The organism is Enterobacter cloacae complex sp. HYC003_NIDB, from assembly GCF_056673375.1.
Window position 1 is genome coordinate 3,062,609 of the sequence record NZ_CP114220.1, and the last position, 23,808, is coordinate 3,086,416.

The 23,808-nt window shown below is 56.8% G+C and carries 20 protein-coding genes and 2 tRNA genes; 10 read left to right on the top strand and 12 right to left on the bottom strand.

Going from position 1 to position 23,808, the window contains the following annotated elements:
• Positions 1-35: 35 nt before the first annotated feature.
• From O1722_RS14685 to ghrA, 3 genes are all read right to left on the bottom strand, one after another.
• The gene (locus tag O1722_RS14685; protein WP_017693653.1) at positions 36-590 is read right to left on the bottom strand and encodes a TorD/DmsD family molecular chaperone; all 555 of its coding nucleotides are present in this window, start codon (positions 588-590) and stop codon (positions 36-38) included.
• Between the two features lie 19 nt (positions 591-609).
• Complete coding sequence (locus O1722_RS14690; protein ID WP_033487250.1) at positions 610-1,347, bottom strand: phosphatase; 738 nt, start codon at positions 1,345-1,347, stop codon at positions 610-612.
• A gap of 84 nt (positions 1,348-1,431) precedes the next feature.
• Positions 1,432-2,370, bottom strand: coding sequence for a glyoxylate/hydroxypyruvate reductase GhrA (gene ghrA, locus O1722_RS14695; protein ID WP_032670148.1), 939 nt, complete (start codon positions 2,368-2,370; stop codon positions 1,432-1,434).
• A 229-nt stretch (positions 2,371-2,599) separates the two neighbouring features.
• Here ghrA and O1722_RS14700 point away from each other — a divergent pair.
• Positions 2,600-2,687, top strand: a tRNA-Ser gene (locus O1722_RS14700).
• A 120-nt stretch (positions 2,688-2,807) separates the two neighbouring features.
• On the opposite strand, the gene O1722_RS14705 is transcribed toward O1722_RS14700, so the two are convergent.
• Positions 2,808-3,713: a LysR family transcriptional regulator gene (locus O1722_RS14705; protein ID WP_017384759.1), complete on the bottom strand. Its 906-nt coding sequence runs from the start codon at positions 3,711-3,713 to the stop codon at positions 2,808-2,810.
• A gap of 109 nt (positions 3,714-3,822) precedes the next feature.
• Here O1722_RS14705 and O1722_RS14710 point away from each other — a divergent pair, with 109 nt between their 5' ends.
• From O1722_RS14710 to O1722_RS14720, 3 genes are all read left to right on the top strand, one after another.
• Positions 3,823-4,683, top strand: coding sequence for a pirin family protein (locus O1722_RS14710; protein ID WP_033487251.1), 861 nt, complete (start codon positions 3,823-3,825; stop codon positions 4,681-4,683).
• A 19-nt stretch (positions 4,684-4,702) separates the two neighbouring features.
• Positions 4,703-5,380, top strand: a complete 678-nt coding sequence (locus O1722_RS14715) for an isochorismatase family protein (RefSeq protein WP_003858068.1) — start codon at positions 4,703-4,705, stop codon at positions 5,378-5,380.
• A 137-nt stretch (positions 5,381-5,517) separates the two neighbouring features.
• Positions 5,518-5,605: transfer RNA gene (locus tag O1722_RS14720), tRNA-Ser, on the top strand.
• Positions 5,606-5,849: 244 nt separating this feature from the next.
• Here O1722_RS14720 and O1722_RS14725 read toward each other — a convergent pair.
• From O1722_RS14725 to efeU, 5 genes are all read right to left on the bottom strand, one after another.
• On the bottom strand, positions 5,850-7,355 hold the full coding sequence (locus O1722_RS14725) for an alanine/glycine:cation symporter family protein (RefSeq protein WP_017384761.1): 1,506 nt from the start codon (positions 7,353-7,355) through the stop codon (positions 5,850-5,852).
• A gap of 418 nt (positions 7,356-7,773) precedes the next feature.
• Positions 7,774-8,565, bottom strand: coding sequence for a phosphate starvation-inducible protein PhoH (gene phoH, locus O1722_RS14730; protein ID WP_033487252.1), 792 nt, complete (start codon positions 8,563-8,565; stop codon positions 7,774-7,776).
• A gap of 499 nt (positions 8,566-9,064) precedes the next feature.
• A complete protein-coding gene (gene efeB / locus O1722_RS14735) occupies positions 9,065-10,348 on the bottom strand; it encodes an iron uptake transporter deferrochelatase/peroxidase subunit (protein WP_023296295.1) in 1,284 nt (427 codons plus the stop codon).
• A gap of 3 nt (positions 10,349-10,351) precedes the next feature.
• Entirely contained in the window at positions 10,352-11,479 is a 1,128-nt protein-coding gene (gene efeO, locus O1722_RS14740; RefSeq protein WP_033487253.1) for an iron uptake system protein EfeO, read from the bottom strand.
• A gap of 40 nt (positions 11,480-11,519) precedes the next feature.
• On the bottom strand, positions 11,520-12,353 hold the full coding sequence (efeU, locus tag O1722_RS14745; protein ID WP_017384765.1) for an iron uptake transporter permease EfeU: 834 nt from the start codon (positions 12,351-12,353) through the stop codon (positions 11,520-11,522).
• Positions 12,354-12,604: 251 nt separating this feature from the next.
• Between efeU and O1722_RS14750 the strand changes: the two genes are divergently transcribed.
• Positions 12,605-13,789, top strand: a complete 1,185-nt coding sequence (locus O1722_RS14750) for a NupC/NupG family nucleoside CNT transporter (protein ID WP_017384766.1) — start codon at positions 12,605-12,607, stop codon at positions 13,787-13,789.
• Positions 13,790-13,861: 72 nt separating this feature from the next.
• Here the strand turns inward: O1722_RS14750 and O1722_RS14755 are convergent, their stop codons facing one another.
• Both O1722_RS14755 and putP read right to left on the bottom strand, forming a co-directional pair.
• The gene (locus tag O1722_RS14755) at positions 13,862-14,281 is read right to left on the bottom strand and encodes a DUF3574 domain-containing protein (RefSeq protein ID WP_033487255.1); all 420 of its coding nucleotides are present in this window, start codon (positions 14,279-14,281) and stop codon (positions 13,862-13,864) included.
• 72 nt (positions 14,282-14,353) lie between these two features.
• Entirely contained in the window at positions 14,354-15,862 is a 1,509-nt protein-coding gene (gene putP, locus O1722_RS14760) for a sodium/proline symporter PutP (protein WP_017384768.1), read from the bottom strand.
• A gap of 422 nt (positions 15,863-16,284) precedes the next feature.
• Here putP and putA point away from each other — a divergent pair, with 422 nt between their 5' ends.
• The gene (gene putA / locus O1722_RS14765) at positions 16,285-20,247 is read left to right on the top strand and encodes a trifunctional transcriptional regulator/proline dehydrogenase/L-glutamate gamma-semialdehyde dehydrogenase (protein WP_033487257.1); all 3,963 of its coding nucleotides are present in this window, start codon (positions 16,285-16,287) and stop codon (positions 20,245-20,247) included.
• Between the two features lie 100 nt (positions 20,248-20,347).
• The gene (locus O1722_RS14770) at positions 20,348-20,743 is read left to right on the top strand and encodes a lysozyme inhibitor LprI family protein (RefSeq protein WP_017384770.1); all 396 of its coding nucleotides are present in this window, start codon (positions 20,348-20,350) and stop codon (positions 20,741-20,743) included.
• On the opposite strand, the gene rutR is transcribed toward O1722_RS14770, so the two are convergent.
• Positions 20,740-21,378 (bottom strand): HTH-type transcriptional regulator RutR, encoded by a 639-nt coding sequence (rutR, locus tag O1722_RS14775; RefSeq protein ID WP_033487258.1) that lies wholly within the window; start codon positions 21,376-21,378, stop codon positions 20,740-20,742. The genes O1722_RS14770 and rutR overlap by 4 nt on opposite strands.
• A gap of 245 nt (positions 21,379-21,623) precedes the next feature.
• Here rutR and rutA point away from each other — a divergent pair, with 245 nt between their 5' ends.
• From rutA to rutC, 3 genes are read left to right on the top strand one after another with little or no spacing between them, the layout of a single operon-like run.
• Complete coding sequence (gene rutA, locus O1722_RS14780) at positions 21,624-22,715, top strand: pyrimidine utilization protein A (protein WP_033487259.1); 1,092 nt, start codon at positions 21,624-21,626, stop codon at positions 22,713-22,715.
• The gene (rutB, locus tag O1722_RS14785) at positions 22,715-23,404 is read left to right on the top strand and encodes a pyrimidine utilization protein B (RefSeq protein ID WP_023296288.1); all 690 of its coding nucleotides are present in this window, start codon (positions 22,715-22,717) and stop codon (positions 23,402-23,404) included. Before rutA ends, rutB begins: the two co-directional genes overlap by 1 nt.
• Positions 23,405-23,415: 11 nt before the next feature.
• Positions 23,416-23,802: a pyrimidine utilization protein C gene (gene rutC, locus O1722_RS14790; protein WP_058686648.1), complete on the top strand. Its 387-nt coding sequence runs from the start codon at positions 23,416-23,418 to the stop codon at positions 23,800-23,802.
• Positions 23,803-23,808 lie beyond the last annotated feature (6 nt).

A 23,808-nucleotide genomic window follows, 5' to 3' on the forward strand; every position in this document is an offset into this window, starting at 1 on the left:
TGAAATGTATCGTTGCAGGATTTTTGTGATTCAAATCACTCTTCGTTCTCTTCTTCCAGCTCGTCCCACATGGCAGCGATGGCGTCACGCGTCAGCGGAGCCAGCGCTCTCCAGAACGGCGAGGTGGCATGGGCTTCAACTTTACCCAGGAAGGTGCCAACCCACGGAAGCAAATACGTTTCGAACAGGGTTTCAATCGCCTCGTTCTCATCATCACCTGCATTATCTTCAATCCAGGAGGCCGCCAGCAGCAGGGTACCGATATGATCGGCAGGCATATCCGTCAGCGGCATGCCGCGTTCTGAAAGAAACGCCCGAACTTCCGCTTCGGTCGCACCTTCCTGCCAGGCAGAACGATACGGCGACACGCGACACTCTTCCCCCACAAACAGCGCGTTGTAATCCGTTGAAATCTGCTGCATATCGCAGCTTTTTTGCAAGCGTTCCAGCAACTCATCCTGTTCCAGCGGCCAGCTCTGCGCCAGTTTACCTTCACGAATCAGGGTAAACAGCGGAACCAGCAGCGGATCCTGCGGCTGGCGGTAATATAAGGTGCCCAGCACGCGGCAAAGGATGGAAAACTCATTCATGTTTTTATTCCGTTATTAATTAAAGATCGGCAAATTCATCAATCGGCGCCATGCCGCGCGACTCAAGGAAGTCGAGCATACGACGCGGCGTTACGTTCAGGATCTGTTCTTCCGGGAAATTCACGTCCCGCAATATTTTCAGGCACTCGCTGAAATCACCCAGCGTGAAGGCCATGTGTGAATCAGAGCCCAGCGCCACCATGCCGCCCGCGTCACGCACGGCCGCCGCCACTTCGCGGCAGTTGGCTTCACTGCCCTTACGCGAGTGAACAAAGGAGGAGTTGTTAATCTCCAGCGCCACGCGGTGCTTCGCTGCCACCTGCGCCACGGCCTGAATATCAATCGGGTATTTCGGATTTCCCGGGTGGCTGATAATGTGCACGTTGCCGCTGGCAATAGTGGCAATCATCGCTGCGGTGTTGGTCTCTTTATCCTGGGGCGCAAAGACCGGCTCGTGGAAGCCGGCGAGGATCAGATCTAACGAGGTCAGCATCGGGCCGGTGCAGTCAATCTCACCGTCAGTATTTTTGATGTTCGCTTCGATGCCGCGCAGTATCCCGATACCGTCCACCAGGCGTGGCCAGATACGCATATTCACAAAATGCCAGTAGTGCGGCGCATCCGCCATATCCGGACCGTGATCGGTTATCGCAAACAGTTTAATGCCTTTCAGCTTCGCCTGAGCGATATAATCATGGAGGTTACTGTAAGCGTGGGTACTGGCGACGGTGTGCATATGCAGGTCAACGGGATACATCTTTCTCTCCTCTGCGGTTTTTCCAAAGGATAGCAGTTATCAGCGGCGAATATTAGCAAAAACCCGGCGAACGCCGGGTTTCTCTCAGTAGCCTCGCTGTCTGTCGACCTGTCCGGTCACCGCGTTGCCCTTCTCTATTTCGCTGATGGTATGCGAGATGTACGCCACGGCCTCCGCCGGTCGCGTCACGGCCGCAATATGAGGCGTCATCGCCACGCGCGGATGTGCCCAGAGCGGGCTGTCTTTTGGCAGCGGTTCGCGGCTATACACATCCAGCATTGCGCCTTTCAGTTTACCGCTATCCAGCGCTTTCAGCAGATCGTCTTCCACAACGTGTACCCCGCGCGCCAGGTTCATTAAGTAGCTGTCTTCTGCCAACTGGTTGAGGAGCGTGCCATTGATAATGCCGACCGTTTCCGCCGTATTCGGCAGCAGGTTAATAAGGACGCGAGTCCCTTTCAGGAACGCCGGGAGTTCGTCCGTTCCGGCAAAGCTCTCGACGCCTGGATAATCCTTACGGCTCCGGCTCCAGCAGCGCAGTGGGAAGCCCCACGGCGCGAGCGCTTCGGCGACTTTCGAACCCAGTACACCCGCGCCGAGGATGCCGATGGTGAAATCTTCATGCTGATAATCCGGAAGCGGTTCCCAGTGGGATTGCTGTTTAAACGCCTGATAATCGTCGAAACGGCGGAACCAGTGCAGCACCTGGCTCACGGCATATTCCTGCATCTGCTGCCCCATACCGGTATCTTCCAGACGAAACAGGGGAATATCCTCCGGCAGCATTTCAGGGTGTGCCTTCAGCTTACTGAGAATGGAATCCACACCCGCACCAAGAGCAAACACCGCCTTCAAACGGCGTCCCTGAAGCATTTCGACCGGGGGATGCCAGACCAGCGCGTAGTCGGCATGTTCATTATCGCCCTGTTTCCATTCGCGAACGCGTGCGCCAGGCAGTGCCGCCGTGAGCGCGTTAATCCAGTAAGCCGTATCAAAAGTGGGGTGATAGAAGATAATATCCATAGTCATTGCCTTTTATTGCGCTGTTTTATTTTCATTTTCAACTGGCTTGCCAGCATAACAAATTTATCGCTAAACCGCGTTGCTGATAAAAGAGGCGCATTTCGCACATTTCGGAATCAGGTTGCCTGAAGTTTGTCTAAACACGCTAAATTACTGAAAAAGTGGGTTGACGGCAGTACGGCTTTTCCTTACATTAGCGCCCGTCCCGACAACAACGGGATGACAATATGGTGAGGTGTCCGAGTGGCTGAAGGAGCACGCCTGGAAAGTGTGTATACGGCAACGTATCGGGGGTTCGAATCCCCCCCTCACCGCCATATTCAAGACAAGAGCTCGTACGAAAGTACGGGCTTTTTTCTTTTATATTCTCCGTAAGGAGATTCGCTCCCTGCGTTCTTTATGTCGGGTGGCGCTACGCTTACCCGACCTACAAAAAGCTAGTCTTCAACCATCTTTGCATACTCTTCGGTGAGAAAATCCACCAGCGTCCTGACCGATGGCAGCAGGCCGCGCCGGGATGGATACACCGCGTGGATCACTTCCCGTCTGGGTTCCCAGGCATTCAACACCCGAACAAGTTCACCTGAAGCCAGCTGATCCTTCACCATCAAAATGGGCAGCTGTACCACGCCCACGCCCGCCATCGCCGCCTCCCGCAGCGCCAGCATGTCGGTAGTCACCAGGCGCGGCGTGAAGTGAATTTCTGCCTTTGCGCCCTCCGGCCCGCTCAACTCCCACTTATGCAGGTGCTTGCCCGCCCCCATACTTAACCCCGGCCACTCGCTGAGTTCAGAGGGCATCGCCGGGTTGCCCATCCGTTCAATCAGTGCCGGCCCGGCAACCAGACAGTGACCCCTGTCCGCCAGCACCCTTAATACTAAATCGCTGTCATCAAACGGACGAGGACGAACGCGGATTGCCACATCCACCCCCTCCGCCACCAGATCGACCCGGCGGTTGGTGGCTTCAAGCTGGAGGTTGATCCCCGGATAGCGCGCCATAAACCGTGCCAGCATGGGCCCCACGTGAACGTGCAGCAAGGTGACAGGACAGGTGATCCGGACCATACCGCGCGGCTCAGCCTGTAAAGCAGCCACCGCCTCCTCCGCAGCTTCAGCTTCCACCAGCATGGCTTTACAGTGCTGATAGAACGTCTGCCCCACCTCCGTCACCGCAAACTGCCGCGTGGTACGTTGGATCAACCGAACGCCCAGGCGTTCTTCCAGCTGCGCAATCCTACGGCTCAGTTTCGACTTAGGCTGATCGAGCGCCCGACCCGCCGCCGCAAAGCCACCATGCTCCACCACCTTCACAAACCATACAAAATCATTGAGATCCTGCATACGCCTCCATTGTTCCATTTAAGGAACAGTGTATGTCATTTTTGCTATCTACCGGGATATTAACCCTGAATATAAGCTAATTCCATCAACAGGACATCAGGAGTTAATCATGAAAAACGTAACAGGCGTGTATACCGCACCTCGTCCGCACTGGGTCGGTGACGGTTTTCCGGTTCGTTCGATGTTTTCTTACCAGACGCACGGCGAGCCCCTGAGCCCGTTCCTGCTGCTGGACTACGCCGGACCGCATACCTTCCCGGCGGACGGCGCGAAACGCGGCGTGGGCGAGCACCCTCATCGCGGTTTTGAAACGGTGACCATCGTCTACTCAGGCGAAGTGGAGCACCGTGATTCCACCGGCAGAGGCGGCGTTATTGGCCCAGGCGACGTGCAGTGGATGACGGCAGGCGCAGGCATTTTGCACGAGGAGTTCCACTCCAGCGCGTTTTCGCAGAAAGGCGGTGAACTGAAAATGATGCAGCTGTGGGTCAACCTGCCCGCCAAAGACAAAATGGCGACGCCTGGCTACCAGAGCATCACTCAGGCGGATATCCCGGTGGTCACCCTGCCGGATAACAGCGGAACATTGCGCGTGATTGCTGGCCGTTTTGGAGAGGTAACCGGCCCGGCGCATACCTTCTCACCGCTGAACGTGTGGGATCTCGCGCTGCGCCAGGGTAGCCATCTGACGCTCAATCAGCCCGAAGGCTGGAGCACGGCGCTGGTTGTCGTTGAAGGCAGCGTGACGGTGAACGGCATCACGCCTGCCGGTGAGGCGCAACTGGTCGTGCTGAGTCAGAGCGGTGACAAACTGCATCTCGAAGCCAGCAGCGATGCCAAAGTGCTGCTGATGGCCGGGGAGCCGCTGAATGAACCCATCGTGGGCTATGGCCCGTTTGTGATGAACAGTAAAACCGAAATTGCCGAGGCTATTCGCGATTTCAACTCCGGCCGCTTTGGCCAAATCTAAACGTAATAAGGAGCGCATTATGTCTACCCCTGCAAACTTCAACGGTGCACGTCCCGTTATTGACGTAAACGATGCCGTTATGCTGCTTATCGATCACCAGAGCGGGCTGTTCCAGACCGTAGGAGACATGCCAATGCCTGAGCTGCGCGCCCGTGCAGCAGCGCTGGCAAAAATCGCCTCGCTGGCGAAGATCCCGGTGATCACCACGGCGTCGGTTCCACAGGGACCGAACGGCCCGCTTATCCCGGAGATCCACGCCAACGCGCCGCACGCACAGTATGTGGCACGCAAGGGTGAGATCAACGCCTGGGATAACCCGGAGTTCGTGGCGGCGGTGAAAGCCACCGGGCGCAAAACGCTGATTATCGCGGGGACGATCACCAGCGTCTGCATGGCCTTCCCGTCCATCAGCGCGGTGGCGGACGGATATAAAGTGTTTGCGGTGATTGATGCCTCCGGCACCTACAGCAAAATGGCGCAGGAGATCACCCTGGCGCGCGTAGTGCAGGCAGGCGTGGTGCCGATGGACACGGCTGCTGTTGCTTCCGAAATTCAGCGCACGTGGAACCGTGAAGATGCGGGTGAATGGGCTGAGGTGTACACACACATCTTCCCGGCCTACCAGCTGCTGATCGAAAGCTACAGCAAAGCGCAGGACGTGGTGAAAAATAGCGAAGTGCTCGATTCGCAGCGTTAATCCTGCGCGCTGCGACATAAGCTGATTAAGGCTTAACCGAACAAGCACGAATGCTGAAAATCTGCTTGACCGTTTTAGCGCAACTCCCTATAGTAGCGCCCCGTTGCCCCCCAAGCGGTCAGGCAGCAAAACAATATGGTGAGGTGTCCGAGTGGCTGAAGGAGCACGCCTGGAAAGTGTGTATACGGCAACGTATCGGGGGTTCGAATCCCCCCCTCACCGCCATATTTAAGATGAGAGCTCGTACGAAAGTACGGGCTTTTTTCTTTTATATTCTCCGAAAAGGGGGGGATGAGAACCCCCGACTGGGGTTCGACAACTGGCGGCAGCCAGTTGGACAGACTGAGAGCATAGCGAACAGGCTGCCCGCAGGGCGAGCGAAGCGAGTCAATCCCCCCCGGTGCGACACGAGCTGCCTCACCTACAAAAAAAAGCCCGTACAAAAGCACGGGCCTGTCTCAACCATTCCTCAGCTATTCAGCTTTCCAGCCGGTTGCTTTCCCTCGGGAGCAAGTCTCTGGCCAATATTCAAACCCGCTTCATCCTTACGCTCCTCCAGCCAGTAATCCGCATTTTTAATCCCCAGCCGAACCGGGTCAAAGTGTGGATCCAACCCCTGTGCATTCTGGATTTCATAATCCTTCAGGCTGGCAAACGCTTTTTTATGCAACAGAACGATGGCAATAATGTTGAGCCATGCCATCAGCCCTACGCCGATATCCCCTAATCCCCAGGCCAGATCCGCGGTGCGTACCGTGCCATATACCGTCGAAGCCATCAGACACAGCTTGAGCAGGAACGTCAGCCACGGGCGATGAATCTTACGGTTGATGTAGGCGATATTCGTTTCAGCGATGTAGTAGTAAGCAATGATCGTGGTGAAGGCAAAGAAGAACAGCGCGATGGCAACAAAATAATTACCGAAGCCCGGCATCATACTTTCCATTGCCGTCTGGACATATCCCGGTCCTGCGGCCACGCCTGCTATTCCGGTATAGAGCGCTGCGCCGTCGACGCCCTGCACGTTATACAGCCCGGTGATCAACAGCATAAACCCGGTCGCGGAGCAGACAAACAGCGTGTCGATGTACACGGAGAACGCCTGAACCAGCCCCTGTTTCACCGGATGGCTTACGGCCGCCGCCGAGGAGGCATGTGGCCCGGTACCCTGCGCCGCCTCGTTGGAATAGACGCCACGCTTCACGCCCCACATGATGGCCTGGCCCAGAATAGCGCCAAACCCAGCTTCAAGGCCAAAAGCACTTTTCCAGATCAGCAATATAACTGAAGGAAGCTGATCAATATTGATAGCGATAATCACGCACGCCACAATAATATAGCCGAGCGCCATAAACGGAACCACCATACTGCTAAAGCTGGCAATCCTTTTTACGCCACCAAAAATAATAAAACTCAACAGCACAGCAAGTAACGCCGCCGTGACATTTGGGCTCAGACCAAAGGCAATATCCAGGCTCGCACCAATAGAGTTTGCCTGCACACCTGGCAGTAATAATCCGCAGGAGAAAATCGTTACGATGGCAAATAACCATGCGTACCACTTCACGCCTAACCCTTTCTCAATATAAAAGGCAGGACCACCACGATATTCGCCGTTAATTTTCTCTTTATAAACCTGACCTAACGTGGATTCGACAAAAGCAGAGCTTGCCCCCAAAAATGCCACGATCCACATCCAGAAAAGCGCACCGGGTCCACCAAAGGTAATGGCGGTCGCTACACCGGCAATATTCCCTGTCCCCACGCGGCCCGCCAGCGTCATCGTCAGCGCCTGAAACGACGACACGCCTGCCTCGGTAGGACGCCCCTGAAACATCAGGGTAATCATAAGTTTTATATGCCGTAATTGCAGAAAGCGACTACGCAGCGAGAAATAGAGGCCGACACCCAGACATAAAAATATTAACGCCGGGCTCCAGATAACACCATTAATTGCACTAACCAGTTCGTTCATGTATGACCCTTAGCGTGATGTTCCAGAGGAAACGATCCCCTGGCGAGTTTCTTTTTAGAATTTTGTCTGAACAAGTACGAAACATAGATAATTACCCAAAAGACACCAACTTAATTTTTACTGCTTAGTCATGTTCTGTGACAACATTCACGTTTAATTTTAAACCAATAATTAGCATGATCATTATATTCATAGATATTTTGTGGGTATTATAAATACATATCACATTTCCGTGACCTGTATAAAAAGCGTTCGCAGCAAATTAACAGTAATATTATTATTACCGCAAAACGGGGCGTAAATCCCGTTGAATGCTATAGGAAATAAATATGATTTAAAAAAGCCACGCGTGCAGAGGGAATAAAGGAAGCTTCCCGGCATAACGCCGGGAAGAAATGACTTAAAATGTGAAATGATCTTAGTCGGAGTACACTTCCAGCGTTCGTTGGCACAGCGCTGAGCGGACGCAGTCCTCTTTTGTGAAGTGGACCACCCCTATCATCTCATCTTCCTCAAAACGTGACATGGCATCGCTCAGGCCGGACTTCACGCCCGACGGCAGGTCACACTGGGTAATATCGCCATTGACGATAACCGTCACGTTCTCCCCGAGGCGCGTTAAAAACATCTTCATTTGCGCAGCGGTCACATTCTGAGCCTCGTCAAGAATAACGACCGCATTTTCAAATGTACGTCCGCGCATATAGGCGAACGGCGCGATTTCCACCTTGCCAATCTCTGGTCGCAGGCAGTACTGCATAAAGGAAGCGCCCAACCGCTTCACCAGCACGTCATAGACGGGCCTGAAGTACGGGGCAAACTTCTCGGAAATATCGCCGGGCAGGAAGCCCAGATCTTCATCCGCTTGCAGTACCGGACGGGTAACGATGATCCTTTCCACGTCCTTATGAATCAGCGCCTCCGCCGCTTTGGCGGCGCTGATCCAGGTTTTCCCGCATCCGGCTTCCCCGGTTGCAAAGATGAGCTGTTTACTCTCGATAGCATTCAGGTAGTGCGCCTGAGCTTCATTCCGCGCCACAATTGGCGATGCATCGCGGCTGTCCCGCGCCATGCCAATGGATTCTACGCCGCTCATCTGCACAAGCGAGGTGACCGATTCTTCTTCACGCTGCTTATGGCTACGTGAATCCCGTCTCAGCACACGTTTTGCTTCACGACGAGCTTTGATCACTGCTTTCTGTCTTCCCATGGATAGCACCTTGAGTTGTTGGTATTCATCACACGCGCCAGCATCGGCACGATTATGCGCACGAACATCAGAGGGTTGGCTTCCTTGTAAGCCATTGCTTGCATTACCGGATGACGATATACAACGGCTACGCGCACCGTTATGCACGTCGGTAGAAAAAGGTTCTTGAGGTGAAGGAGAGAATTTGGTGGTGAAGAAATCGCTGCCGGAGTCTGAGCCTCCGCGCCGGGTACTGCGGTTGATGTGTTTACCTTGTCCAGTACAGGACGCAACCATTCGCGATCTCCATAGTGAGTTAGCATCACTGCCGGGAACTACCGCTGTCTTCTCTTAAGTACATCAGGAATTATCATAAATGCAACATTTATTTTACCTGAATGCAACTTTAGGACTGCCCCTACATGGAAAATCAGTCTTATATAGAAATATTACAGAAATATAACAATAAGATAGTCCTTCGAAAAAATAATGTCCCCGCGAACTGTCGCAGGGACGATTATCAGGCTTCTATCAGACCCTGAGCGAGCCAGGCGTTCGCGTCACGCGCGCCGGGCAGGGCAAAGAAATAGCCGCCGCCGATGGGCTTAATATATTCCTCCAGCGCTTCGCCGTTGAGCCGCTTCTGCACGGTGAGGAATCCCTTCTCCAGATCGTGCTGATAGCAGACAAACAGCAGTCCCATATCAAGCTGACCGGAGTTGGTCACCCCCAGCGAGTAGCTGTAGCCCCTGCGCATCATCAGGCTGGATTGCGTCTCTTTGGTGCGAGGATTGGCGAGGCGAATATGGCTGTCCAGCGCGATGACATCCCCGTTCGGATCGCGGGCGTAGTCGGGTTCATCGTGCTCGTGCTTCATGCCGAGCGGTGCGCCGGTTTGCTTATCGCGACCGAAGATAGTTTGCTGCTCTTTCAGCGGCGTGCGGTCCCAGAACTCCACGTGGAACTGAATGATACGCACCGCCTGATAGGTGCCTCCGACCGCCCAGGCCGGTTCGCCCTGATCCGCCGTCACCCATACCACGTTCTTCATCAACGCGGTATTGCTGCTGTCCGGGTTGGCGGTGCCGTCTTTGAAGCCCAGCAGGTTGACCGGCGTCTCTTTCCCTTTACTGCGCGCGGCGTGGTCAGAGATAAAACCTTCCCGCTTCCAGCGCACGCTCAGCAGATCCGGGGTGTGCTTGATAATATCGCGCAGGGCATGGATCACCGTATCCTGGGTATTAGCGCAGATCTGCAACAGCAGATCGCCGTGGCACAGCGCCGCGTCGAGAGAATCATTCGGGAATCGCGTCATTTTTTGCAGCGCTTTCGGCTTCTGCTTCGCCAGTCCGTAGCGATCATCAAACAGCGATTCCCCCACCGACACGGTGATGGTCAGATTATCGGGAGCGATAAACGCGCCGAGGATGCCGGAATCCATCGGCGGCAGGCGCGGATTCGGTGTTTCCGGTGCGGGACCGCCGGCGGTGAGGAAGGCAATACGCGTGGTCAACAGCCTGAACAGACGCTCAAGGTCGGCTTTATCACTCGCCAGCGAATCGAAAGCCACCAGCATCATCGAGGCCTGCTGCGGCGTCAGGATCCCCGCCTGGTGCTCACCATAAAACGGCTGCGTTTCCATACGCGCATCCGGGGAGAGCGTGCCAGGGGCGCTTTGCGGTTTTGCCGCATGCGCCACCGGACAGCCTCCCGCCAGGGCAAACGCGCCGCCCAGCGCCCCTACCCCTTTTAACAACCGACGTCGGGAAGGTTCCGCCACGTCGTATTCGTCATGCTTGTTCATCGCTTAATCCAGACCCAGTACGCCACGCAGCAGGGAGAGATCTTCCGCCAGGGTGGTTATCGGGCCTTTCAGCGCGTTACGGTCAGCATCGGTCAGCTTGTCGTAGGTTTCGAACCCGTCTTTGGTGCGGTATTTCGCCAGGATAGCGTCAACTTTCTTAAAGTTGGCATCCACTTTCGCCAGCAGCTCGCCGTTCTCTTTTTGCAGCTGAGGCCGCAGCAGCTCGACAATTTTCTGTGCGCCGTCGACGTTCGCCTGGAAGTCCCACAGGTCGGTGTGGCTGTAACGATCTTCTTCACCGCTGATTTTGCTGGCGGCCACTTCTTCAATCAGGCCCGCTGCGCCACCCACCACTTTCGACGGTGGGAATGCCAGCTCGCTGATGCGTTTTTGCAGCTCCAGCACGTCGCTGTTGAGCTGCTCGGCGTATTTCTCCATCCCACTGGTGGAGTTATCGCCAAACAGGACTTTTTCCAGACGGTGGAAGCCGGTGAATTTCGGATCGGCGGCCTTCTGCTCGTAGTCGTCTTCACGGGCGTCAATGCTGCCATCGAGGTCAGAGAACAGTTCGGCAATCGGCTCAATGCGCTCGTAGTGCTGACGGGTAGGCGCATACAGGGATTTCGCTTTTTCGATGTCGCCCGCTTTCACCGCGTCGGTAAAGGCTTTGGTGCCTGCCACCAGGTCCGCTGTCTCTTTGGTGACGTAGGCTTTATAGGCGGTAATGGCGTCGCCGAGGCTCAGCAGCGCCGTGCCTTTGGCCGCGTCCGCCGTCGCTGCGCCTTTGACGATCAGCTTACCTTTCGGGTTAGTCAGCAGGCCGCAGGTCATGTCATATTCCCCGGGCTGAAGATTTGCGGTCATCTTCTGGCTGAAGCCCGGCGCGATATTCTCGCGCTCTTCCACCACCATCACCCCTTTCAGGATTTCCCACTCCAGCGCCTTCTGGCTGTGGTTCTGAATAATAAACTGCGTTTTACCGCTGTTAACCGTGATGGTCATCGGCTCGCACTGTTTATCGTTGACGGTGACTTTTACCTGCGGAATATCTGCCGCCTGAGCGGTGAAGGCAGACACGAACAGCGCGGTAATGCCTGCGCATAACGCACTACGACGGAACTGAATGGCCATGACTCTTCCCTTTAAAAGTATGTTGTAACTAAAACAGCACTTACGGCGCTACGCGCGACGTCTGCGAGCCGGTACGCGGCGGCATAGCGAACAGGATCAGCGCCGGAACCAGATAGATAAAGTACATCGCCACTTCGCTGACGCTGGGCGTTTCCTGGTAGCCGAAGATCCCTTCGAGCAGGGTACCGGTCAGTGAATGGGTCGACAGGACGTTGCTGAGATCGAACGCCACGTCCTGGAAGTGGTTCCACAGACCCGCTTCGTGGAAGGCGCGGATCGCCCCTGCCGCCAGCCCTGCGGCCACCAGCAGAATAAACAGGCTGGTCCACTTGAAGAACGCGCCCAGGTTAAGACGAATGCCGCCCCAGTAGAGCAGGAAGCCAAGCACAACCGCCGTGGCCAGCCCGAGCACCGCGCCCAGCGGCGGCCAGATGCCCACGTCCTGCTGAAAAGCCGCGAGCAGGAAGAACACAGACTCCAGGCCTTCACGCGCCACGGCGAAAAAGACCATCATGATCAGCGCCCAGCCGTGGTGGTTGCCTTTTTGCAGGGCGTTATCCACCGCCTGCTCAAGCTGTACCTTCACGTTACGGGAGACCTTGCGCATCCAGAACACCATCCAGGTGAGGATCACCACCGCAATCACGGCGACGATCCCTTCAAACAGCTCCTGCTCTTTCTGCGGGAACTCCCCGGTGGTTTCGTTGATGAGGATACCGAGGCCCAGGCAGAGCGCCGCAGCAAGGAAAACCCCAACCCACATGACGCCAATCCAGCGTCCGCGCTGGGTACGCTTCAGATAACTGGCGATAAGGCTAACAATCAGGGCCGCTTCAAGGCCTTCACGTAACATAATGAGAAAAGGAACAAACATGCCGACACCTTAAATGTTTATCGCGGTCAACTGATGCAAAGAAAAGTAAATTCTTGTGATAGTGATTATCATTACGGCAACAAGAAAAACAAGCGAAATGTGTTGCGTTTTGATGACCAGATGTAAACGCATTGCGGAGTAATAATTGCCTGAGTAACCGTTACGTTTATAAGGTATAACGAAAATGCCCATTTACGGTTAACCGGGGCTGTGGCTAAATGTCCGCCTCGAAAACCAACTGAAAATAAGCCATGTTTAAAATTGTCCATTTCCTGCTGGCGCTGGTGATTATTCTTGCGCTCGCCTGGCTGGTGAGTTTCGACCGCCGAAAAATTCGTATTCGTTTCGTTTTACAGCTGATCGTGATCGAAATCGCGCTGGCGTTCTTTTTCCTCCACGCAGAAAGCGGCCTGTTTATTATTAAATACGTTTCCGGTTTCTTTGAGTCGCTGCTTAAATTCGCTGCCGAAGGGACGAATTTTGTCTTTGGCGGGATGGGTGAAAAAGGGCTGGCGTTCATTTTCCTTGGCGTGCTCTGCCCCATTATTTTTATCTCGGCGCTGATTGGTATTCTTCAGCACTGGCGTATTCTGCCGATCTTTATTCGGGTGATCGGGACGCTGCTGTCAAAACTGAACGGCATGGGCAAGCTGGAATCCTTTAACGCGGTGAGTTCGCTGATCCTCGGTCAGTCGGAAAACTTCATTGCCTACAAAGGCGTGCTGGGCGATCTCTCCTCGCGTCGTCTGTTTACGATGGCTGCCACGGCCATGTCGACGGTTTCGCTGTCGATTGTCGGGGCCTATATGACTATGCTCGACGCCAGATTTGTCGTCGCGGCGCTGATCCTGAACATGTTCAGCACCTTTATTATTCTTTCGGTTATTAACCCGGCCCGCCCGGAAGCGGAGCCGGATATCAGGCTGGAAAAACTGCACGAATCCCAGAGCTTCTTTGAAATGCTTGGCGAGTATATTCTGGCCGGTTTTAAGGTGGCGATGATTATTCTGGCGATGCTGATTGGCTTTATCGCCCTTATTAGCGCCATTAACGCCCTCTTCTCCGGCATATTTGGCATGAGCTTCCAGCAGATTCTGGGTTATGTGTTTTATCCGCTGGCGTGGCTTATTGGTATTCCGCTGAGCGATGCCTTAAGCGCGGGGAGCATTATGGCAACTAAACTGGTGGCGAATGAATTTGTGGCGATGATCGAGCTGCAAAAAATAGCCCATCAAATGTCACCGCGCGGGCTGGGGATTTTGTCCGTGTTCCTGGTGTCGTTCGCTAACTTCGCTTCCATTGGCATTGTGGCGGGGGCAATAAAAGGTCTGAATGAGCAACAGGGTAACGTGGTGTCGCGGTTTGGTTTACGCCTTGTATACGGGGCAACGCTGGTAAGCCTGCTGTCGGCGAGCTTTGCGGGGTTGGTGCTGTAAGTTTTGTGCCCGGCGGCGCTTCGCTTGCACGGGCCTACGATACAACAACGGCGGGTTATCCCGCCGTTTTCATTAAAACTGCACGCACACCGGCTGGTCGACCCGCATCACCGACTCCTGCGCGAAGCGTGACTTATAGATCCCGCGCAACGCTTCGATATTCTTCTCACTCTGCGCGTCTTTAGCGTGGATCAGCATCAATGCCTTGCTCGGCTCGCGCGCCACTTTTCCATCATTCCCCAGCCACTGACCGCGCGCATCAAATACCGTTAAACCATCGCGAAAGCGTGGCGTCACGTCCTGGTCGACAAACTGCTGCCATTCGTTGCCTGTGATTTGCGCCCCGGCAGGACGGTTTAAGCCGAAATAAAGCGTGGTCTGCTGCATCTGATTTTCTGCTTTGCAGGTTTCCACCGCCGCGTGCTGTGCGGGTGCGCTACAGCCCGCCAGCATCACGAATGCTGCCACCATTAACCCTGTTTTAATTCTCATTGATGAAGACTCACATAGGTGAAAGGACTATCCCCTCTCCCCACCGGGGAGAGGGTTAGGGTGAGGGGAAAATTACTCAGCCTGGAGCTTAGACGGCGGCGCTGAGTGATAGTGCGCGTCCGCCTCCGCAAAGCGTTTCTGCATAGACGCAGACGGCGCTTTACCCAGCAGGCTAAACACCACGATACCGAGGCTGCCGAAGATGAAGCCTGGAATGATTTCGTACAGGCCCAGCCACGCGAACTGTTTCCAGACGATAACGGTTACCGCACCGATAATCATCCCCGCCAGCGCGCCGTTGCGGGTCATGCGTGACCACAGTACAGAGAACAGCACCACCGGACCAAATGCCGCACCGAAGCCCGCCCAGGCGTAGCTCACCAGCCCCAGGACGCGGTTTTCCGGGTTTGCCGCCAGCGCAATCGCCACCAGCGCAACCACCAGCACCATAAAGCGCCCTACCCACACCAGCTCTTTCTGGCTCGCGCCCTTACGCAGGAACGCTTTGTAGAGGTCTTCGGTGATGGCGCTGGAGCACACCAGCAGCTGACAGCTCAGGGTGGACATCACCGCCGCGAGGATCGCGGAGAGCAGAATACCGGCAATCCACGGGTTGAACAGGATCTGCGCCAGCTCGATGAACACGCGCTCGGCGTTCTGGTTCACCGCGCCCGCCTGCGCCGGGTTGTTGTTGAAGTACGCGATACCGAAGAAGCCGACCGCACACGCCCCCGCCAGACACAGGATCATCCACGTCATGCTGATGCGACGCGCGTGAACGATGGTGTGGTGAGAATCCGCCGCCATGAAGCGCGCCAGAATGTGCGGCTGGCCGAAGTAGCCCAGGCCCCAGCCCATCAGAGAGACAATGGCGACGAAGTTCAGCCCTTTCAGCATATCGACGTTTTCGATGCTCTTCTGCTTGATCACTTCCAGCGATTCGCCAAAGCCGCCGACGGTGAAAATGACAATCACCGGAGTCAGGATCAGGGCGAAGATCATCAGGCTCGCCTGCACGGTATCGGTCCAGCTTACCGCCAGGAATCCGCCCACGAAGGTATAGAGGATGGTTGCTGCGGCGCCGGCCCACAGGGCGGTTTCATAGCTCATGCCGAAGGTGCTTTCGAACAGGCGCGCGCCCGCCACGATGCCGGAGGCACAGTAGATGGTGAAGAACAGCAGGATCACCACCGCGGAGATAATGCGCAGGATACGGCTGTTATCTTCAAAGCGTCCGGTGAAGTAGTCCGGCAGCGTCAGGGCGTTGTTGTTGGCTTCGGTGTGCACGCGCAGACGGCCTGCCACCAGCTTCCAGTTGATCCACGCGCCAACGGTCAGGCCGATGGCGATCCAGCTTTCGGAGATACCGGAGATGAAAATCGCGCCCGGCAGGCCCATCAGCAGCCAGCCGCTCATGTCGGAAGCGCCCGCAGAGAGTGCGGTGACCATCGGGCCTAAGCTGCGCCCGCCGAGGATGTAGTCGTCAAAGTTTTTCGTTGAACGCCATGCCAAAAACCCTATCAGGATCATGCCAAAAATATAAACGAGAAATGTCACCAGCATCGGTGTGCTAATAGCCATTCAAATTCTCCAAAATGTCGAGCGACAACCGTCCGGGTTGCCTTGTTATGTCATCACCGGAACGTAGTGATGTGTGTATGTGTTTCCGTTGGGCGCGCTATCCTGCCGTATACGCATCCCACTGACAAACGATTTAACACTGCATTTACATGAATTTCATCCCTGGTTTTATACGTCTTTCCTATAGGTTGCACTCGCTCACGCTTTTACGGGTTGCACCTTTAAAAAGTGTTAAGCACCGCATAAAAACTGGGCTCAGAAACCGCCGCACGTTCTTTTTCACAGCTAACTAATCGTTAACAATCCATTCATTTTCCAGCTTGCAGACCAGGTCACATTTAACACGGTTGCACAAAGTTGCAACATGGTGGATATTTCACGCTATCAACAGAACGCTATTACAGAACAACAGGAGTTTTGGCATGGGGATGACCACCATGGGGGTTAAGCTGGATGACGCTACCCGCGAACGGATTAAAACCGCTGCGACCCGCATCGACCGCACACCGCACTGGTTAATCAAGCAGGCGATTTTTAACTATCTGGAAAGACTGGAGAGTGAAGAAGGTCTGCCGGAGCTGCCTGCCCTGCTGGCGGGTGCAGCGAACGAAAGCGAAGAGGCCGCGACGGCCGTTGAAGAGAACCACCAGCCGTTCCTGGAATTTGCCGAGCAGATCCTGCCGCAGTCCGTCAGCCGCGCCGCCATTACCGGCGCCTACCGCCGTGCCGAAACCGACGCCGTGCCGATGCTCCTGGAGCAGGCGCGCCTGCCGGAAGCCGTTGCCGCTCAGGCGCACAGCCTCGCGTATCAGCTCGCCGACAAGCTGCGTAACCAGAAAACCGCCAGCGGACGCGCCGGTATGGTGCAGGGTCTGTTGCAGGAGTTCTCCCTCTCCTCGCAGGAAGGCGTGGCGCTGATGTGTCTGGCGGAAGCGCTGCTGCGTATTCCGGATAAAGCCACCCGCGATGCCCTGATCCGCGACAAAATCAGTAACGGCAACTGGCACTCCCACATTGGCCGCAGTCCGTCCCTGTTCGTTAACGCCGCCACCTGGGGCCTGCTGTTTACCGGCAAGCTGGTCTCCACCCATAACGAAGCCAACCTGTCGCGCTCTCTGAACCGCATCATCGGCAAGAGCGGCGAGCCGCTGATCCGCAAGGGCGTGGACATGGCGATGCGCCTGATGGGCGAGCAGTTCGTCACCGGGGAAACCATTGCCGAAGCGCTGGCGAACGCCCGCAAGCTGGAAGACAAAGGCTTCCGCTACTCCTACGACATGCTGGGTGAAGCGGCGCTGACCGCCGCCGACGCGCAGGCCTACATGGTCTCTTACCAGCAGGCGATCCACGCCATCGGTAAAGCGTCCAACGGTCGCGGTATTTATGAAGGTCCGGGCATCTCTATCAAGCTTTCCGCCCTGCACCCGCGCTACAGCCGTGCGCAGTACGACCGGGTGATGGAAGAACTCTACCCGCGCCTGAAGTCCCTGACCCTGCTGGCGCGCCAGTATGACATCGGCATCAACATCGACGCCGAAGAGGCGGACCGTCTGGAGATCTCCCTCGACCTGCTGGAAAAACTGTGCTTCGAGCCGGAGCTGGCGGGCTGGAACGGGATTGGTTTCGTTATCCAGGCCTACCAGAAACGCTGTCCGTTCGTCATTGACTACCTGATTGACCTGGCCAGCCGCAGCCGTCGCCGCCTGATGATCCGTCTGGTGAAGGGCGCCTACTGGGACAGCGAAATCAAACGCGCCCAGATGGAAGGTCTGGAAGGTTATCCGGTCTATACCCGCAAGGTCTATACCGACGTCTCTTACCTCGCCTGCGCGAAAAAACTGCTCGGCGTGCCGAACCTGATTTATCCTCAGTTCGCCACCCACAACGCCCACACCCTGGCGGCGATCTACAGCCTCGCGGGTCAGAACTACTATCCGGGCCAGTACGAGTTCCAGTGCCTGCACGGCATGGGTGAACCGCTGTACGAGCAAGTGACCGGTAAAGTGGCCGACGGCAAGCTGAACCGTCCGTGCCGAATCTATGCCCCGGTAGGTACCCACGAAACCCTGCTGGCCTACCTGGTGCGTCGTCTGCTGGAGAACGGGGCGAACACCTCCTTCGTTAACCGCATCGCCGATACCACCCTGCCGCTGGACGAACTGGTGGCCGATCCGGTACAGGCCGTTGAGAAGATGGCGGCGCAGGAAGGCCAGATTGGTCTGCCGCATCCGAAGATTGCCCTGCCGCGCGAGCTGTATGGTGCAGGTCGCGTCAACTCGGCGGGTCTGGATCTCGCCAACGAACACCGTCTGGCGTCGCTCTCTTCTGCCCTGCTAAACAGCGCATTGCAGAAGTGGCAGGCCAGGCCGATCCTTGAGCAGTCCGTTGAGGACGGTGAAATGCAGCCGGTGATCAACCCGGCAGAGCCGAAGGATATCGTCGGCTACGTGCGCGAAGCCACGGAAGCGGAAGTGGAGCAGGCCCTGGAGAGCGCGGTGAACAACGCGCCAATCTGGTTTGCCACCCCGCCGCAGGAGCGTGCCGCCATTCTGGAACGCGCGGCGGTGCTGATGGAAGATCAGATGCAGCAGCTTATTGGCATTCTGGTGCGTGAAGCGGGTAAAACCTTCAGCAACGCCATCGCCGAAGTGCGCGAGGCGGTCGACTTCCTGCACTACTACGCCGGTCAGGTGCGCGATGATTTCGACAACGAAACCCACCGTCCGCTCGGCCCGGTGGTGTGTATCAGCCCGTGGAACTTCCCGCTGGCGATCTTCACCGGCCAGATTGCCGCGGCGCTGGCCGCAGGCAACAGCGTGCTGGCGAAACCGGCAGAGCAGACCCCGCTGATCGCCGCCCAGGGCATTAACATTCTGCTGGAAGCGGGCGTACCGGCGGGCGTGGTGCAGCTGCTGCCAGGGCGCGGTGAAACGGTCGGGGCCAAACTGACCTCCGATAACCGCGTACGCGGCGTGATGTTTACCGGTTCGACCGAAGTGGCCTCCCTGCTGCAACGCAACATCGCCACCCGTCTGGATGCGCAGGGCCGTCCTACCCCGCTGATCGCTGAAACCGGCGGCATGAACGCCATGATCGTGGACTCCTCCGCGCTCACCGAGCAGGTCGTCGTTGACGTGCTGGCCTCTGCCTTCGACAGCGCGGGCCAACGCTGTTCCGCCCTGCGCGTACTGTGCTTACAGGATGACGTGGCTGACCACACGCTGAAGATGCTGCGCGGTGCGATGGCGGAATGCCGCATGGGCAACCCGGGCCGTCTCACCACCGACATCGGGCCGGTGATCGACGCGGAAGCCAAAGCCAACATTGAAAATCACATTCAGACCATGCGTGCCAAAGGCCGTCCGGTGTTCCAGGCGGTGCGCGAGAACAGCGAAGATGCCCGCGAGTGGCAGACAGGCACCTTCGTGCCGCCAACGCTGATTGAGCTGGCAAGCTTCGACGAGCTGAAAAAAGAGGTCTTCGGTCCGGTACTGCACGTGGTGCGCTACAACCGTAACAACCTCAACGAGCTGATCGATCAGATCAACGCCTCGGGTTACGGCCTGACGCTTGGCGTGCATACCCGTATCGACGAAACCATTGCCCAGGTGACCGGCAATGCTAAAGTCGGCAACCTGTACGTCAACCGCAACATGGTTGGCGCGGTCGTGGGCGTGCAGCCGTTCGGCGGTGAAGGTCTCTCCGGCACCGGCCCGAAAGCGGGCGGTCCGCTCTATCTGTACCGCCTGCTGGCAAACCGTCCGGAAAATGCGCTGGGCGTGACGCTGGCGCGTCAGGACGCGGAATATCCGGTGGATGCGCAGGTGAAAGCCGTGCTGACCCAGCCGCTGGACGCGCTGATTAAGTGGGCTGAAAATCGTCCCGAGCTGCATGCGATTGCACAGCAGTACGGCGAGCTGGCGCAGGCGGGAACACAGCGTCTGCTGCCGGGTCCAACCGGTGAGCGCAACACCTGGACGCTGATGCCGCGCGAGCGTGTGCTGTGCGTGGCGGATAACGAGGAGGATGCGCTGGTGCAGCTGGCAGCCGCAACGGCAACGGGCTGTGAGGTGCTGTGGCCGGAAGATGCCCTGCATCGCGACCTCGCCAAAAAGTTGCCAAAAGCGGTCTCGGCCCGCATTCGCTTTGCGAAGGCCGATGCCCTGCTGACCCAGCCGTTTGACGCGGTGATCTACCACGGTGATTCTGACCAGCTGCGCGAACTGTGCGAGCAGGTGGCGGCCCGCAGCGGCGCGATTGTCTCGGTGCAGGGCTTCGCCCGCGGGGAGACCAACCTGCTGCTGGAGCGCCTGTACGTTGAGCGCTCGCTCAGCGTTAACACCGCGGCGGCGGGCGGTAACGCCAGCCTGATGACAATCGGTTAATCGTGTAAACTCTCCCCGGTGACGCTACGCTTACCGGGGCGACAAAATAGCCCAGGCCGGATAAGCACAGCGTATCCGGCTTTTTTACATGGAGGGGATGATGAAAAGAGTATTTCTCGCAGGTGCAGCCCTGCTCATGAGCGCCAGCGCGCTGGCCGACGAGTGCGATAACGCGACCACCCAGCTTGAACTGAACACCTGTAGCGCGCAGCAGTACCAGGCCGCCGATAAAAAGCTCAACGAGACGTATCAGGCCGCCATCAAACGTGCGGCAGCGCCTCAGCGCGATCTCCTGAAAAAGGCGCAGCAGGCGTGGATTAGCCTGCGCGACGCGGACTGTGCGTTTATCGGTTCGGGTACGGAAGGTGGGAGCGTTCAGCCAATGATTGTTAACCAGTGTCTGGCGGAGAAAACCGCGGAGCGCGAAGCGTTTCTGGCCACGCTGATGCAGTGTGAAGAGGGCGACTTAAGCTGTCCTCTTCCGCCGGGAAACTAGCGCACGCGGATCCCTTCGATAATCATCCGCTGTACGTTTTCCAGGGTGCTCTGGAAAAACGCCTCGTCCTCGAGCGTTTTACCGGTCACCGCCTCGACCTGGGCCGCGAAGTCAGCGTAGTGCTGGGTTGAGGCCCAAATCATGAAGATCAGATGATGCGGATCGACGGGCGCCAGTTTTCCGCTGGCGACCCATCCGGCAATAATGGCCGATTTATCGTCCACCAGCTGCTTTAGATCTCCCGTCAGCTCCGCCTGCAACAGCGGCGCGCCCTGCAACATCTCCAGGCAGAACAGCCTTGATGCCTGCGGGTAATCACGCGATACCTCCAGCTTCAGGCGTATGTACTCCTCTATCGCCACCAGCGGGGCCAGCTCTTCGCGAAACGCCTTGAGAGGTGCCAGCCAGATATCGAGGATCTGCTGCATCACCGCGATATAGAGCGCCTCTTTTGACGGGTAGTAGTAGAGCAGATTGGTTTTGGACACCCCGGCCTGCTCCGCCACCTGCTCAAGGCGCGTACCGTGAATACCAAACTGCGAAAATGTCTCCAGCGCAGCGCTGAGGATCGCCTGTTTCTTGGCGCTCACCGCCTGCGAACGTTTACCGGGTGTTTTCACTGCGCCTTGTGTCATTTTCGCTCTCCATTTTCTGTCCTGCGCTCAGCATAGCAAAACCCCCGTCTCGCCACGACCTTCTGCACCCTCAGCGCGCATGAGTGCCTGTTTTCTGTGCAATGATTTTGACCATCCAGTCCACATTTTCGCTGTTAATTTTAACAACCATCATTTAACACATTAATAACAAAGTGATTTTCAAAACTGGCACTGCCTTTGCAAAAACATCGTGACACCTGCGACGTAATGAAGAGAGGTTCGTGATGAAAATTGGCGTATTTGTACCGATCGGCAACAACGGCTGGCTTATCTCGACCACTGCCCCGCAATACATGCCGACCTTTGAGCTGAATAAAGCCATCGTGCAGAAAGCGGAGCACTACCACTTCGACTTTGCGCTCTCGATGATCAAGCTGCGCGGTTTCGGCGGTAAGACCGAATTCTGGGACCACAACCTGGAGTCTTTCACCCTGATGGCGGGCCTGGCGGCGGTAACCTCGCGCATCCAGATTTACGCCACCGCCGCCACCCTTGCCCTTCCCCCGGCAATCGTGGCGCGGATGGCCTCCACCATCGACTCCATCTCCGGCGGGCGCTTTGGCGTTAACCTGGTCACCGGCTGGCAAAAGCCGGAGTACGAGCAGATGGGGATCTGGCCGGGGGACGATTACTTCTCCCGTCGTTACGACTACCTGACTGAATATGTGCAGGTGCTGCGCGATCTATGGGGCACCGGCAAAAGCGATTTCAAAGGCGACTTCTTTACCATGAACGACTGCCGCGTCAGCCCGCAGCCGTCGGTGCCGATGAAGGTGATATGCGCCGGACAGAGCGACGCGGGAATGGAATTCTCGGCGAAATACGCCGACTTCAACTTCTGCTTCGGCAAAGGCGTTAACACCCCGGCCGCCTTCGCGCCCACCGCGGCACGTATGAAAGCGGCCGCCGACAAAACCGGGCGCGACGTGGGCTCCTACGTGCTGTTTATGGTGATTGCCGACGAAACCGACGACGCCGCGCGCGCCAAATGGGAACGATACAAGGACGGCGCGGATGACGAAGCGCTGAGCTGGCTTACCGAGCAGAGCCAGAAGGATACCCGCTCCGGCGCGGACACCAACGTTCGCCAGATGGCCGACCCGACGTCTGCCGTCAATATCAACATGGGCACCCTGGTTGGCTCGTATGCCAGCGTGGCCAGAATGCTCGACGAAGTGGCTGCCGTGCCCGGCGCCGAAGGCGTGCTGCTGACCTTCGATAATTTTCTCACCGGCGTGGAAACTTTCGGCGAGCGCATTCAGCCGCTGATGCAGTGCCGCGCCCACATCCCTGCCGTGACGAAGGAGGTGGCGTAATGACGACCCTCAACGCTCGCCCGGAAGCCATTACCTTAGACGCGCAGCGCAGCGCGCTGATCGTGGTGGATATGCAAAACGCCTATGCCAGTAAAGGCGGGTATCTGGATCTGGCCGGGTTTGACGTCTCCACCACGCAGCCGGTGATTGAGAACATCAAAACCGCCGTGAGCGCCGCACGTGCTGCGGGCATGCTGATCGTCTGGTTCCAGAACGGCTGGGACGACCAGTACGTCGAGGCTGGCGGTCCCGGCTCACCCAACTTTCACAAATCCAACGCCCTGAAAACCATGCGCCAACGGCCCGAACTCCAGGGCACGCTGCTGGCGAAAGGCGGCTGGGATTATCAGCTGGTGGATGAGCTGGTACCGGAGGCCGGCGATATCGTGCTGCCGAAACCGCGCTACAGCGGCTTTTTCAATACCCCGCTCGACAGCCTGCTGCGCAGCCGGGGCATTCGTCATCTGGTGTTCACCGGCATCGCCACCAACGTGTGCGTGGAGTCGACCCTGCGCGACGGCTTTTTCCTCGAGTATTTTGGGGTGGTACTGGAGGATGCCACCCATCAGGCCGGGCCGGATTTTGCCCAGAAAGCCGCCCTGTTCAATATCGAAACCTTTTTTGGCTGGGTCAGTAACGTCAATGATTTCTGCGACGCGCTGGATCCCCCGCTCGCCCGCATCGCCTGAGGAGAACCGCTATGCCGAAATCCGTGATTATTCCGCCGGGCACCAGCACCCCGATTGCCCCGTTTGTGCCCGGCACCCTCGCCGACGGCGTGGTGTATGTATCGGGCACGCTGCCGTTTGATAAAGACAACAACGTGGTGTTTATCGATGACCCAAAGGCGCAAACCCGCCACGTGCTGGAGACGATCAAAACCGTGATCGAAACGGCGGGTGGCACTATGGAGGACGTGACCTTCAACAGCATCTTTATCACCGACTGGAAAAACTACGCCGCGATTAACGAGATTTACGCGGAGTTTTTCCCCAGCGATAAACCGGCGCGGTTTTGCATCCAGTGCGGGCTGGTAAAGCCCGAAGCGCTGGTTGAAATTGCCACCGTTGCGCACATCGCGAAGTGAGGCGGC

Excerpts from the sequence above, each read along its gene's own strand:
- O1722_RS14685 (WP_017693653.1), bottom strand. The coding sequence starts at position 590 with ATGAATGAGTTTTCCATCCTTTGCCGCGTGCTGGGCACCTTATATTAC.
- O1722_RS14690 (WP_033487250.1), bottom strand. The coding sequence starts at position 1,347 with ATGTATCCCGTTGACCTGCATATGCACACCGTCGCCAGTACCCACGCT.
- ghrA (WP_032670148.1), bottom strand. The coding sequence starts at position 2,370 with ATGGATATTATCTTCTATCACCCCACTTTTGATACGGCTTACTGGATT.
- O1722_RS14705 (WP_017384759.1), bottom strand. The coding sequence starts at position 3,713 with ATGCAGGATCTCAATGATTTTGTATGGTTTGTGAAGGTGGTGGAGCAT.
- O1722_RS14710 (WP_033487251.1), top strand. The coding sequence starts at position 3,823 with ATGAAAAACGTAACAGGCGTGTATACCGCACCTCGTCCGCACTGGGTC.
- O1722_RS14715 (WP_003858068.1), top strand. The coding sequence starts at position 4,703 with ATGTCTACCCCTGCAAACTTCAACGGTGCACGTCCCGTTATTGACGTA.
- O1722_RS14725 (WP_017384761.1), bottom strand. The coding sequence starts at position 7,355 with ATGAACGAACTGGTTAGTGCAATTAATGGTGTTATCTGGAGCCCGGCG.
- phoH (WP_033487252.1), bottom strand. The coding sequence starts at position 8,565 with ATGGGAAGACAGAAAGCAGTGATCAAAGCTCGTCGTGAAGCAAAACGT.
- efeB (WP_023296295.1), bottom strand. The coding sequence starts at position 10,348 with ATGAACAAGCATGACGAATACGACGTGGCGGAACCTTCCCGACGTCGG.
- efeO (WP_033487253.1), bottom strand. The coding sequence starts at position 11,479 with ATGGCCATTCAGTTCCGTCGTAGTGCGTTATGCGCAGGCATTACCGCG.
- efeU (WP_017384765.1), bottom strand. The coding sequence starts at position 12,353 with ATGTTTGTTCCTTTTCTCATTATGTTACGTGAAGGCCTTGAAGCGGCC.
- O1722_RS14750 (WP_017384766.1), top strand. The coding sequence starts at position 12,605 with ATGTTTAAAATTGTCCATTTCCTGCTGGCGCTGGTGATTATTCTTGCG.
- O1722_RS14755 (WP_033487255.1), bottom strand. The coding sequence starts at position 14,281 with ATGAGAATTAAAACAGGGTTAATGGTGGCAGCATTCGTGATGCTGGCG.
- putP (WP_017384768.1), bottom strand. The coding sequence starts at position 15,862 with ATGGCTATTAGCACACCGATGCTGGTGACATTTCTCGTTTATATTTTT.
- putA (WP_033487257.1), top strand. The coding sequence starts at position 16,285 with ATGGGGATGACCACCATGGGGGTTAAGCTGGATGACGCTACCCGCGAA.
- O1722_RS14770 (WP_017384770.1), top strand. The coding sequence starts at position 20,348 with ATGAAAAGAGTATTTCTCGCAGGTGCAGCCCTGCTCATGAGCGCCAGC.
- rutR (WP_033487258.1), bottom strand. The coding sequence starts at position 21,378 with ATGACACAAGGCGCAGTGAAAACACCCGGTAAACGTTCGCAGGCGGTG.
- rutA (WP_033487259.1), top strand. The coding sequence starts at position 21,624 with ATGAAAATTGGCGTATTTGTACCGATCGGCAACAACGGCTGGCTTATC.
- rutB (WP_023296288.1), top strand. The coding sequence starts at position 22,715 with ATGACGACCCTCAACGCTCGCCCGGAAGCCATTACCTTAGACGCGCAG.
- rutC (WP_058686648.1), top strand. The coding sequence starts at position 23,416 with ATGCCGAAATCCGTGATTATTCCGCCGGGCACCAGCACCCCGATTGCC.